Source organism: Sinorhizobium kostiense, from assembly GCF_017874595.1.
GTDB classification, from domain to species: domain Bacteria; phylum Pseudomonadota; class Alphaproteobacteria; order Rhizobiales; family Rhizobiaceae; genus Sinorhizobium; species Sinorhizobium kostiense.
On record NZ_JAGILA010000002.1, the window covers coordinates 1,214,324 to 1,226,996 of the forward strand.

Sequence of the window (12,673 nt, forward strand, 5' to 3'; positions counted from 1 at the left end):
CAGAATGAACGGACTGATGAATGGAAAGCGCGGCCTCATCATGGGTGTGGCCAATAGTCATTCTATTGCCTGGGGTATTTCGAAGGCTCTCGCCGCCCAGGGGGCGGAACTCGCCTTCACCTATCAGGGCGAGGCTCTCGGCAAGCGCGTGAAGCCGCTTGCCGCGGAACTCAACTCCGAGTTCCTGCTGCCCTGCGACGTAGAGGATCTCGCCTCCGTCGACGCCGTCATCGCCGCGATAAAGGAGCGCTGGGGCGAGCTCGACTTCATCGTCCATGCCATCGGCTTTTCCGACAAGAACGAGCTCAAGGGACTTTACGCGGATACGACGCGGGAGAACTTCAACCGAACAATGGTGATCTCGTGTTTCTCCTTCACCGAGATCGCCAAACGCGCCGCGGAGCTGATGAGCGAAGGCGGGACCATGCTGACGCTCACCTATGGAGGATCGGTGCGCGTGATGCCGAACTACAACGTCATGGGCGTTGCGAAAGCCGCGCTCGAGGCCTCGGTCCGCTATCTCGCCGCCGACTACGGTCCGCGCGGCATCCGCGTCAACGCGATCTCCGCCGGACCGATCCGCACGCTCGCCGGCGCCGGCATTTCGGACGCGCGCGCCATGCTCTCCTGGCAGCAGAAGAACTCGCCGCTCCGCCGGACCGTCACCATCGACGACGTCGGCAGCTCGGCGCTCTACCTGCTGTCGGATCTCTCCGGTGGGGTCACCGGCGAGATCCACTACGTGGATTCCGGCTACAACATCACCTCGATGCCGACGCTCGAGGCGCTCAGGATCGCCGATGCGGAGTAACCGCCGCGCGTTTGGACGAGAGGCAATGATCTTAGGTCGGATCGACCTGAAACCATAAACTTGATCGAGAAGTTGGCGCCGGGCGGTCGGAAGTCCGCGCACGCCCGGATCCGTTTAATGCATCTCGACCGGCCGCTTGTAGCGCTCGTAGTGCCCGGGAACGATCGTCTGCCGCTCGATCATGCGGTGGACGCGAGGCGGATTGTCGCCCCGGTGCAGGGCCGTCAGCCTGTCGCCGACGGCGGCGTCGGCCTGGGTGCGGCGCTGATTGTGGCGGACATATTCGACCCAGGTCGGCACGTGGTAGGTTTCCGTCCAGATCGTCGGATTTTCGAGATCTCGCATCAAGGCCCAATGGCCCGCCCCGTCGCGGATGCGGATGCGTCGCCGCTCGGCCATCGTGCTCAGGAAATCCGGGATGTCCGCCTCTTCGATCTCGTAATCGATCATCACGACGATCGGACCGCTGCGGGGCTTGAGATCGAGTGCGAGAAGCGGCTCGTTGAAGCGGTTGAGCGGGTCGAGGTTCAGCGATTTGAACTTGGGCAGCGGGAGGCGCAGCCCGATGGCGATGCCGGAGAGCATGAGCAGACAGGAGCCTATGAGCGCGTTGGCGGCGCCGTATTCTTCCGCCGCAAAGCCCCAGAGCCAGCTTCCGCCGGCAATGCCGCCGAAGGTCGCCGTCTGGTAAAGCGAGAGTGCCCGGCCGACGACCCAGCGCGGCGTCGAGAGCTGTACCGTGGTGTTGAACAGCGACAGTGCCAGAACCCAGCAGGCACCGGAGACGACGAGGACGAGCGAAGTCAGCCAAGCCACGGTGCTGAAGGCGGTGACGATCGCGCTCAAGGCGAAGCCTGCGAAGGCTGAGCGCACGATTGTTTCGCTCGACAGCCGTTCCCTGAGCCTCGCGCTCAAAAGCGCGCCGCCAATTGCGCCGAGGCCGAAGGCACCGAGCAAGATGCCGTAGGTGAGCGGCCCGCCGGCAACGAGATCGCGCGCCACGAGAGGCAGGAGGGCGAGCAGCGCACTTGCCGAAATGCCGAAGGAAAATCCCCGCAGCAGCACCTTGCCGATATTGGGCGACATCGCCACGTAACGGAAGCCGGCGGAGACGGCCCGGCCAAGGGTCTCGCGCGGCAGGAGTTTCTCCTGAACGGCCGGGCGCCAGCGGAAAAGGGCGAAGAGGATCGCGAAATAGCTGAGCGTGTTGGCGGCGAAGGCAGCGGCGGCTCCGGCCGCCGCGACGATGGCGCCGCCGATCGCCGGGCCGACGCTGCGGGTGATGTTGAAGCCCATGCTGTTCAGCGCGACGGCAGCCGGCAGCTGGTCGCGCGGCACCATGTCGCCGACGGAAGCTTGCCAGGCCGGGTTGTTGAGCGCCGTGCCGCAGCCGATCAGGAAGGTGAAGATGAGCAGCAGCCAGGGCGTGACGAGGCCGAAATAGGCCGAAAGCGTCAGCAACGCCGACACGCCGAGCATGAAGCCCTGCGCCACCAGCATGATCCGTCGCCGGTCGAAATTGTCGGCGAGCGCGCCGGAGATGAGCGAGAAGAGCATGATCGGCAGCGAGGTCGAGGCCTGCACCAGCGCCACCATGTTGACGGATTGGGAGATGGATGTCATCAGCCAGGCCGCGCCGACCGCCTGGATCAGTCCGCCGAAATTTGAGGCGAGGCTTGCGACCCAGATGGTGCGGAAGGTATCGTGCTTGAAGGGTGCCAGCGGCGACATGCGGTTCGTCACCTCGTAATCTCTTCCATTTGACTATGAACCTCAGAGGCGCTTTGGTTATACGCCTTGAAACGTGATGCGCCAGCCGCTGAAACTTGCCTTCAAGGAAGCGGGGGGAGCAAGGAGCGGGAAGGAGAAGGCGCAGGTATTGGCGCCGCTTTGACAGACCCTTGCAATCTCCGGCCGGGAAGCGTATATGAGCCTCAAATTCTTGATCGGTAGATGAAGAGTGGGCTCCGTCAGGACCCGCTCTTTTTTATTAGCCGGTCCGATGAGGAGATGATCGTTTGTCCGACCAGGCAACGGCAGAAAATGCAAGTGAGCCGCGGCTGATCGCGGAAACCGGGCTCGACCGGCGCATTGCCGATATCGTCGAACCCGTGCTGGAGCAGATGGGTTTTCGGCTGGTGCGCGTGCGTATGTCCGGCCAGAACGGCCTGACGCTGCAGATCATGACCGAACGCAGCGACGGCACGATGACCGTCGAAGATTGCGAGGAGGTCTCGAAGGCGATATCCCCGGTTCTCGACGTGGAAGATCCCATCGACAAGGCGTATCATCTTGAAGTGTCGTCGCCGGGCATCGATCGCCCGATGGTGCGAAGGTCCGACTTCATCCGCTGGCAGGGCCATCTGGTGAAGTGCGAGACGTCGGTCATGGTCGATGGGCGCAAGCGTTTCCGTGGCAAGATCGTGTCGGTGGACGAGGACGGCTTCCGCCTCGAGCGTGACCAGCCCGCCTACGGCGAGGAGCCGAGCGTTGCCATTCCGTTCACCGCGCTTTCGGAAGCGCGGCTGATCCTGACCGATGACCTGATCCGCGATGCGCTGACGGCAGACAAGAAGGCGAAGGCGGCGCGCGCCGCCAACGAGAATTTCGAAGACGAAGACAAACCTATCGAGTGAGGCAGGGCGCGCTTTCGGGCCCCTGCAACCAGACGGAGACAAGACATGGCAGTCAGTGCTAACCGGCTCGAACTTCTGCAGATCGCAGATGCTGTGGCACGGGAAAAGGTGATCGACCGCGAGATCGTTCTGGCCGCGATGGCAGATGCGATCCAGAAGGCGGCGCGCTCGCGCTACGGTTCGGAATCGAACATCCGCGCCGACATCAATCCGAAGACCGGTGAAATCCGTCTCCAACGTCTTCTCGAAGTGGTCGAGCATGCCGATGATTATTCGACCCAGATCCCGCTGGAACTGGCGCGCGACCGCAATCCGGACGCCAAGCTCGGCGATTTCATCGCCGATCCGCTGCCGCCGATGGATTTCGGCCGCATCGCTGCACAGTCCGCCAAGCAGGTGATCGTGCAGAAGGTGCGCGAGGCCGAGCGTGACCGTCAGTATGAAGAATTCAAGGACCGTGTCGGCGAGATCGTCAACGGCACCGTCAAACGCGTCGAATACGGTAACGTCATCGTCGATCTCGGCCGTGGCGAAGGCATTATCCGGCGCGACGAGATGATCCCGCGCGAGACCATGCGCTACGGCGATCGCGTCCGTGCCTTCGTCTACGACGTCCGCCGTGAACAGCGCGGGCCGCAGATCTTCCTGTCGCGCACGCATCCGCAGTTCATGGTCAAGCTCTTCACCATGGAAGTGCCGGAAATCTATGACGGCATCATCCAGATCAAGTCGGTCGCTCGCGACCCGGGCTCGCGCGCCAAGATCGCCGTCGTCTCGAACGACTCGTCGATCGATCCGGTCGGCGCCTGCGTCGGCATGCGCGGCTCGCGCGTCCAGGCCGTTGTCGGCGAGCTCCAGGGAGAGAAGATCGACATCATCCCGTGGTCTCCCGATCCTGCCTCCTTTATCGTCAACGCCCTGCAGCCGGCGGAAGTGACCAAGGTCGTCCTCGACGAGGATGCGGAACGCATCGAGGTCGTGGTCCCCGACGAGCAGCTTTCGCTCGCCATCGGTCGCCGCGGCCAGAATGTCCGACTCGCCTCGCAGCTCACCGGCTGGGATATCGACATCCTTACCGAGCAGGAGGAAAGCGAGCGGCGCCAGAAGGAATTCAACGAGCGTACGCAGCTCTTCATGGATGCGCTGGACGTCGACGAGATGGTCGGCCAGGTTCTCGCCTCCGAGGGTTTTGCCCAGGTCGAGGAACTTGCCTATGTCGATCTCGACGAGATTTCCTCGATCGACGGTTTCGACGAGGAGACCGCGACCGAAATCCAGACGCGCGCCCGCGAATATCTCGACAAGATCGAGGCGGAGATGGACGCCAAGCGCAAGGAACTTGGCGTTTCGGACGATCTGCGCCAGATCAATGGGCTCACCAGCCAGATGCTGGTCGCGCTCGGCGAGGAAAGCATCAAGACGGTCGAGGATTTCGCCGGCTGCGCCGCCGACGACCTGATCGGCTGGACCGAGCGCAAGGATGGCGAGACCAAGCGCTTCGAGGGTATCTTCTCGAAGTTGGACGTCACCCGCGAAGAGGCCGAAGCGATGATCGTCCAGGCGCGGCTTGCGGCCGGCTGGATCACCGAGGAGGACCTGGCAAAGGCTGAGGGCGAAGAGGACGAGCCGATCGATGTCGCCGAAGGCGCCGAGCAGGATGCCTGATGCCGTTGGCGACCGAGGCCGATAACCTGCCATCGGACAAGGGGCCGAAGGACCGGGGCGGCAGCAGCCGAACCTGCATCGTCACGCGCGAGAGCGGTTCGCCCGACACGCTGATCCGCTTCGTTGCCGGCCCCGATGGACGCGTCGTTCCAGATTTGAAACGACAGCTTCCCGGGCGCGGCTGCTGGGTGAAGGCCGAGCGGCCTTTCATTGAGAAGGCAGTGGCGAAGAAGCTCTTCGCCCGCGCCCTTCGCACCGAGGTCAAGGCCGATCAGGCATTGGCGGACGAGGTCGACCGGCTGCTCGCGGAACAGCTCGCCGGAATGATGAACATGGCGCGCAAGGCCGGCCAGTTCGTCACTGGCGCGACCAAGACTGAGCAGGCCGTGCGTGGGCTTGCGGCGATGGCCGTGTTCCACGCGATCGACGCGGCTGCTGACGGCGTTCGCAAGATCGATCAGGCTCGCAAGGCGATGAGCTTCGTCGGCGAGGACGAGACGGAAATACCAGCCTTCCGACCCTTTAGTGCGGCGGAAATGGAGGGCCTTTTGGGAAGTAATGCTTTTATCCATGCCGCAGCGCTTGCAGGGCAGGCGGGTGAGGGTGTAGTGAAGCGCGCAATCATGCTCGAAAAGTACCGAGGATCCGTCCCGGTCCGGGCCAAAGGCGGCGCTGGCAAGCCACAGCAATGATACGCGTCACCGGCAGATGCCGGAATAGCGAGCATTGTTTGAGACAATTTGGAAGACGGGGTCAGGTGATACGCATCCGGCCCTGATCGCTAGGAACGGAACGGAATGACCGACAACAAAGACGACAAGACACTCAGCGTAGCGGGCAAGAAGACGCTGACCCTTAAGCCCTCCGGGGTACCGCATGGGACGGTACGCCAGGACATGGGCCGCGGTCGCACCAAGGCGGTCGTGGTTGAAACCAAGAGAACGCGTGGACTGACCAAGCACAAGGACGAGCGCCCGATCACGCCGGTTGCCGCGACGCCTGTCGCTCGACCGGTCGAGCAGCGGCCTGTTCCGCCACAGCCTGCCGGCCGTCCGGCTCCCCAGCCGCAACCGCATCAGCCGCGCTCCGAGCAGAACCGTCCCCGTGGCGTTGTCCTGAACGACCTTTCGGCCGGCGAGATGGAAGCCCGCCGTCGCGCGCTCGCAGAAGCTCAGATCCGTGAAGTCGAGGACGCCAAGCGCCGTGCCGAAGAGCAAGCCCGCCGGCGGCGCGAGGAAGAAGAGCGCATCGCTCGCGAGGAGGAGGAGACCGCCCGTCGTGCCGCCGAAGAGGCAGCACGCCCGGCAGCAGCACGCCCGGCAGTAGAAGAAAGGGCCGAAGCGAAGGTCGAAGAGGAGCGCCCGGCCGCCGTCGAGCGCGGCGCCGAGGCCCGCCCGCAGCCGCCGCGACCGTCGCCGGCAACCCCGCAGGCCCCGGCCGGCGTCGCCGCCCGCGGCCGCCGCGTGGGCGACGAGGAAGAGGACGAGCGCCGGCGCGGTGCCGGACCGGTGCGCGGCAAGGTCGCGCGGCCGGAGCCGGCCAAGCCGGTCACCCGTCCGAAGGGCGACGAAGGCCGTCGTCAGGGCAAGCTGACGCTGACCGCAGCCGTCGACGAGGACGGCGGCCAGCGCAGCCGCTCGCTCTCGGCCATGCGCCGCCGTCAGGAGAAATTCAAGCGCAGCCAGATGCAGGAAGCCCGCGAGAAGATCTCGCGTGAGGTCGTCCTGCCCGAGACCATCACGATTCAGGAATTGTCGCAGCGCATGTCCGAACGCGCCGTCGACGTCATCAAGTTCCTGATGAAGGAAGGCCAGATGATGAAGCCGGGCGATCTGATCGACGCCGACATGGCCGAGCTCATCGCCGTCGAATTCGGTCACACTGTCAAGCGCGTGTCCGAGTCCGACGTCGAGGAGGGCATCTTCAACATCTCCGATCAGGACGAGGACCTGGTGGCGCGGCCGCCGATCGTCACGATCATGGGCCACGTCGACCACGGCAAGACATCGCTGCTCGACGCCATCCGCCACGCCAATGTGGTTGCGGGCGAAGCGGGCGGCATCACCCAGCACATCGGTGCCTATCAGGTCGAGCAGAACGGCCAGAAGATCACCTTCATCGACACCCCCGGCCACGCCGCGTTCACGGCCATGCGCGCCCGCGGTGCCCAGGCAACGGATATTGCCGTCCTCGTGGTTGCGGCCGACGACAGCGTGATGCCGCAGACGATCGAATCGATCAACCACGCCAAGGCGGCCAACGTGCCGATCATCGTGGCGATCAACAAGGTCGACAAGCCGACGGCAAACCCGCAGAAGGTCCGCACCGAGCTCCTGCAGCACGAGGTGTTCGTTGAATCGATGGGTGGCGAAGTGCTCGACGTTGAGGTTTCGGCGAAGAACCACACCAACCTCGACAAGCTGCTCGAAGCGATCCTGCTGCAGGCGGAAATCCTCGACCTCAAGGCCAACCCCGACCGGACCGCCGAAGGTACGGTGGTGGAAGCCGAGCTCGACCGCGGGCGCGGCGCGGTTGCCACGATTCTCGTCCAGAAAGGCACGCTGACCCCGGGGCAGATCATTGTCGCGGGCGACCAGTGGGGCCGCGTGCGTGCGCTCGTCAACGACAAGGGCGAACACGTGAAATCCGCCGGTCCGTCGACCCCGGTCGAGGTTCTCGGCCTGTCCGGTACGCCGGCCGCCGGCGACAAATTCGCCGTTGTCGAGAGCGAGAGCCGCGCACGCGAGATCTCCGAATATCGCCAGCGGCTTGCCCGTGAAAAGGCGGTTGCCCGTCAGTCTGGTTCGCGCGGTTCGCTCGAGCAGATGATGAGCCAGCTCCAGACCTCCGGTCTGAAGGAGTTCCCGCTGGTCATCAAGGGCGATGTGCAGGGCTCCATCGAAGCGATCACCGGCGCGCTGGAAAAGCTCGGCACGGACGAAGTGCGTGCACGCATCGTGCATTCGGGCGCAGGCGGCATAACGGAGTCGGATATCTCGCTCGCCGAGGCCTCCAACGCCGCGATCATCGGCTTCAACGTGCGCGCCAACAAGCAGGCGCGCGATGCGGCAGAGCGCGCCGGCATCGAGATCCGCTACTACAACATCATCTACGATCTGGTGGATGACGTGAAGTCGGCGATGTCCGGTCTGCTTTCGCCCGAGCGTCGTGAGACCTTCCTCGGCAATGCCGAGATCCTGGAGGTGTTCAACATCACCAAGGTCGGCAAGGTCGCGGGCTGCCGCGTTACGGAGGGCAAGGTCGAGCGCGGTGTCGGCGTCCGCCTCGTGCGCGACAACGTCGTCATCCACGAAGGCAAGCTCAAGACGCTCAAGCGCTTCAAGGACGAGGTCTCCGAGGTCCAGTCCGGCCAGGAATGCGGCATGGCCTTCGAAAATTACGAGGACATCCGTCCTGGCGACACGATCGAGTGCTTCCGCGTCGAGCACGTCACGCGGACTCTCTAACCGGGTCCGGCCACGGATTTTGCGAGCGCCGGAACGGTTCCGGCGCTCGCATTTTTTTGAAGGTAGGGAGGTAGAGACGAGCGGCGTCTCGCCCCAAATTGCTCTCGCACTGAAACGACCGCCATTGCTTCGTCATTTGCGGTCCGGGACAAGAACGATGAAAAGATCCACATCCTCAGCACCCTCCCAGCGCATGCTGCGCGTCGGCGAACAGGTGCGCGCCGCGATCACGCAGATCCTGCAGCGCGGCGAAGTGCGCGACCCGCTGATCGAAAAGACGGTGATTTCCATTTCCGAAGTGCGCATGTCACCCGACCTGAAGATCGCCACCGCCTATGTGACGCCGCTCGGCGTGGCGGATCATGCGACGATCATCGAGGCGCTGAACAAACATGCGAAATTCATCCGCGGCCGGCTCGGCCCCCAGCTTCGGCAGATGAAATACATGCCGGACGTCCGCTTCCGCGACGATACCAGCTTCGACAATTACCAGAAGATCGATGCGCTGCTGCGCTCGCCGGAAGTCAGCCGCGACCTCGATCCGGATTCCGAAGACGAAGAATAAGAAGAGCATGTCAAAACCGCGCAAACCCAAGGGCCGCCCGATCTCGGGCTGGCTCATCCTCGATAAGCCGCTCGACTACGGTTCCACTGAGGCCGTCGCCAAGATCAAGTGGCTGTTCAAGGCGCAAAAGGCCGGTCACGCCGGCACACTCGACCCACTCGCCTCCGGCATGCTGCCGATCGCGCTCGGCGACGCGACGAAGACGGTGCCTTACGTGATGGATGGCCGTAAGATCTACGAATTCACGGTCGCCTGGGGTGAGGAGCGTTCGACCGACGATCTCGAAGGCGAGGTCGTCCGCTCGTCGGCCGGGCGGCCGAGCGAAGAGGCGATTCGCGCCCTTCTGCCGAACTATACCGGCGTGATCAGCCAGGTTCCGCCGCAGTTTTCGGCGATTAAGATCGACGGCGAGCGCGCCTATGACCTCGCGCGCGATGGCGAGACCGTGGAGATCCCTGCGCGTGAAGTGGAGGTTTTCCGTTTGGCGTTGATCGGCTGCACCCCCAATCTCGCCCAGTTCGAGATCGAATGCGGCAAGGGAACCTATGTTCGTTCGCTTGCCCGCGACATGGGCCGCGATCTTGGCTGCTTCGGCCACATCGCCTCGCTGCGCCGCACTTTCGTCGCCCCCTTCGGCGAGGAGGACATGGTGCCGCTCTCCGAACTGGTCGCTTTGGAGAAGATCGAGGACGAGACGGAGCGGCTCGCTGCGCTGGACCAATATCTGATCGAAACCGGCGAAGCGCTGTCGGATCTACCGCACCTCGCCGTCAATGACGACCAGGCGCACCGGCTGAGGATGGGCAATCCGATCATTCTGCGTGGACGCGATGCACCGCTGCCCACTCCTGAAGCCTATGCCACCGCCCGCGGCAAGCTCGTGGCGATCGGTGAAATCAGCGAGGGCGAGTTTCGTCCGAAACGGGTTTTCACCGGCCACTGAACGCCGGCACGGCCGAAAATCGTTCCCGTCCGAGCGAGGGCGCGTATACTCGTCTTCACGGAGAGCGAGTAAGCAAGTCCGCTGGATAACCGCTCAGTCTACCGCCGCGCGCCTTATCGGACGCAAATGTCGCTGTATACTGTAAATTGCTGCATGGCTTGCTGCTTCAAATGGCGACATGCAGTAGCATCTTCCCGCTTGCCGGGAGGGGAGCCGAAAGGGTAACCGCGAGTCTCCGCCTCTCCGCCTGCGGGGAGAGAAGGTGGCCGGCAGGCCAGATAAGGGCCATAGGCGGATGAATACTTCTGATCCGCGCTCCAGCGACATAACGCCGAATGGCGAAAGGCAGTCCGGATGGTCGAGGCGTCAGAGAAGAACCAGCGGGAACTCTCGTCCGGGAGCTTGCAGGCGGCTGCGGCTTTCGTCCGGCAGTATCTGCGGCGGCCGTTCAGCTTTTATCTGATCTCGCTTCTCCTGATCGCGATCGTACCACCCTTCGTCTTTTCTCTGGTGATCCTCAAGCGCAACATGGATGCACAGGAGCAGGTCGTTAGCTCGCTGCTCAAGGCTTCGACCGGGTCCGTCACGCGCATCGTCGAGCGCGAAGTCGAGGGAAAGCTGACCACGTTGAGGGTTCTGTCGACCTCCCCGGCGATCGATCTTGGTGACATGAAGACGATCTTCGACCGTGCTTCGGTGGCACTCGCCGGATCGGATTCTCACCTGATTGTTGTCGACCGCCAGCATGAGCTGCGATTGAACACCCGTTTTCCGTTCGCAACACAGCTCGGCCGGGCTTCGGATCCGGATGTCGAACTCGCGTTCGAGAGTGGCGTGCCACTCGTCTCCGGCGTGTTCTTCGCCCGCGCCGGCGGGCGTTGGGCATTCAACGTTCTCCTGCCCTACACGGCCGCGAACGGCGAGAAATTCCTCCTGGGCCTGACGCAGGATGCGACCAGCATGGCCAAGGCCGTCAACCGCGAGACGCTCTCACCCGGATGGAACGCGGCCCTGGTCGACGGGAGAGGACGGGTCATCATTTCCTCCGACCCTAAGGTCTCGCCTGGCGATGCCTTTTTCCTGAAGCAATTGCCGATGCTCAGCATCGGCGTCGACAATGTCAGCGCGAACGGCACCGAATACCGCGTCGCCTCCGAATTCTCGGTCCTGACCGGGTGGCGCATCGTTGCCTGGGCACCGCGGGAGATCATCGACCAGCCGATGGTCTGGTCCTTTCTGTGGCTGTCGCTCGGCGGAATCATCTTCACGAGCATCGCCATCGCCGGCTCGTTCACGATCGCGCGGCTGCTGACGCAGGGTGTCAAGCTGCTCGCACTCGATGCACGGCGCCTGGGCGCCGGCCAATCGATCGAGCCGCGCCGGTATATGATCACCGAAGTCGAGGCCGTCTCCGCCGCGCTTGCGCGTGCGGCGGCCGCTCGTACCAAGGCGGAGGGCGAAATTCGCCTTCTGATGCGCGAGGTCGCCCATCGCTCCAAGAATCAGCTGACGGTGATCCAGTCGATGTTGGCCCAATCGTCGGCTTCCGCCGAGGATGCGCCGGATTTCGTCGACGGATTCCGACGGCGTCTGGCGGGGCTTGCGCGCTCGACCGATCTGATGCTCGCCAATGCGGCCCTGGGTGTCGACTTTCGCGAGCTTGTCCAGAACCAGCTTCAGCCCTTCGCGCCCGATGATTCGGATCGTATCCAGCTTCACGGCCCGGATCTAAGGCTGGACACCCAAATGGCCCAGACGCTCGGCATGGTGTTCCATGAACTCGCGACCAATGCCATCAAGCATGGCGCGCTTGCCAATACGACAGGCACGATCAGGCTCGACTGGTCGGTGGAGAAAGGCGCAATCACCATTCGCTGGCGCGAACGTGGCGCGGAGATCGCCGACTCACAGAAGCCCCGCAGAGGCTTTGGAACCGTCGTGCTCGAGCGGATGCTTGCCCTGGCGTTGCGCGCCGAACTCGAAAAGACCATGCATGCGGACGGCATCGAATGGCTGATCCGCATCCCGCGCCAAGGCGAGCAAGAGGAAAGGAGCGAGCCGGCCGGTTGAGCGCAGACGTTGCGGCAGCAGGTGTTGCGCGCCCCGTCGGCATCACCCTTCCCTTTTCAATCGGTTTCGGTTATAGGCACGCCAGCGAAAGGCACGGCCTCTCGTGTGAACGGCCGCGGCTGGACGACATCCCGGCTGCCGGCGACCCGAAAATCCTCGAAACGAAAGGATCATCCGATGTCGATCACTGCAGAGCGCAAGGCTCAACTCATCAAGGAATTCGCGACCGCCGACGGCGACACCGGCTCTCCGGAAGTTCAGGTTGCGCTTCTGACCGAACGGATCAACAACCTCACCGAACACTTCAAGGACCACAAGAAGGACAACCATTCCCGCCGTGGTCTTCTCGCGCTGGTTTCCAGCCGTCGTTCGCTCCTCGACTATTTGAAGAAGAAGGACGAAGCGCGCTACAACAAGCTGATCGGTGCCCTCGGCATCCGCCGCTAACGAAGTTGACCGGCGGGTCGTTCTGCGATCCGCCGGCTTTTTTGGCGCCCGCGCGCCGGCTGCATCTCT

At 63.6% G+C, this 12,673-nt stretch carries 10 protein-coding genes; 9 read left to right on the forward strand and 1 reads right to left on the reverse strand.

Annotation, left to right across the window (positions count from 1 at the left end):
* Positions 1 to 4 precede the first annotated feature (4 nt).
* Complete coding sequence (gene fabI, locus J2Z31_RS12210) at positions 5 to 811, forward strand: enoyl-ACP reductase FabI (RefSeq protein ID WP_209602141.1); 807 nt, start codon at positions 5 to 7, stop codon at positions 809 to 811.
* A gap of 114 nt (positions 812 to 925) precedes the next feature.
* Here fabI and J2Z31_RS12215 read toward each other — a convergent pair whose 3' ends face one another.
* Positions 926 to 2,542 carry an MFS transporter gene (locus J2Z31_RS12215; protein ID WP_209602309.1) on the reverse strand — a complete coding sequence of 539 codons (1,617 nt, stop codon included), beginning with the start codon at positions 2,540 to 2,542 and terminating at the stop codon, positions 926 to 928.
* A 287-nt stretch (positions 2,543 to 2,829) separates the two neighbouring features.
* Here J2Z31_RS12215 and rimP point away from each other — a divergent pair, with 287 nt between their 5' ends.
* The 8 genes from rimP (at position 2,830) to rpsO (ending at position 12,604) form a co-directional block, all read left to right on the forward strand.
* Positions 2,830 to 3,447: a ribosome maturation factor RimP gene (gene rimP / locus J2Z31_RS12220; RefSeq protein ID WP_209602142.1), complete on the forward strand. Its 618-nt coding sequence runs from the start codon at positions 2,830 to 2,832 to the stop codon at positions 3,445 to 3,447.
* Positions 3,448 to 3,492: 45 nt separating this feature from the next.
* Complete coding sequence (gene nusA, locus J2Z31_RS12225) at positions 3,493 to 5,112, forward strand: transcription termination factor NusA (RefSeq protein ID WP_209602143.1); 1,620 nt, start codon at positions 3,493 to 3,495, stop codon at positions 5,110 to 5,112.
* Positions 5,112 to 5,804, forward strand: coding sequence for an RNA-binding protein (locus J2Z31_RS12230; RefSeq protein ID WP_209602144.1), 693 nt, complete (start codon positions 5,112 to 5,114; stop codon positions 5,802 to 5,804). The genes nusA and J2Z31_RS12230 overlap by 1 nt, the downstream gene beginning before the upstream one ends.
* Positions 5,805 to 5,909: 105 nt before the next feature.
* Positions 5,910 to 8,579, forward strand: a complete 2,670-nt coding sequence (infB, locus tag J2Z31_RS12235) for a translation initiation factor IF-2 (RefSeq protein WP_209602145.1) — start codon at positions 5,910 to 5,912, stop codon at positions 8,577 to 8,579.
* A 157-nt stretch (positions 8,580 to 8,736) separates the two neighbouring features.
* Positions 8,737 to 9,144, forward strand: coding sequence for a 30S ribosome-binding factor RbfA (gene rbfA, locus J2Z31_RS12240; RefSeq protein WP_209602146.1), 408 nt, complete (start codon positions 8,737 to 8,739; stop codon positions 9,142 to 9,144).
* 7 nt (positions 9,145 to 9,151) lie between these two features.
* Positions 9,152 to 10,087: a tRNA pseudouridine(55) synthase TruB gene (gene truB / locus J2Z31_RS12245; protein WP_209602147.1), complete on the forward strand. Its 936-nt coding sequence runs from the start codon at positions 9,152 to 9,154 to the stop codon at positions 10,085 to 10,087.
* 354 nt (positions 10,088 to 10,441) lie between these two features.
* On the forward strand, positions 10,442 to 12,157 hold the full coding sequence (locus J2Z31_RS12250) for a sensor histidine kinase (protein WP_209602148.1): 1,716 nt from the start codon (positions 10,442 to 10,444) through the stop codon (positions 12,155 to 12,157).
* Positions 12,158 to 12,334: 177 nt separating this feature from the next.
* Positions 12,335 to 12,604 (forward strand): 30S ribosomal protein S15, encoded by a 270-nt coding sequence (gene rpsO, locus J2Z31_RS12255; RefSeq protein ID WP_209602149.1) that lies wholly within the window; start codon positions 12,335 to 12,337, stop codon positions 12,602 to 12,604.
* Positions 12,605 to 12,673 lie beyond the last annotated feature (69 nt).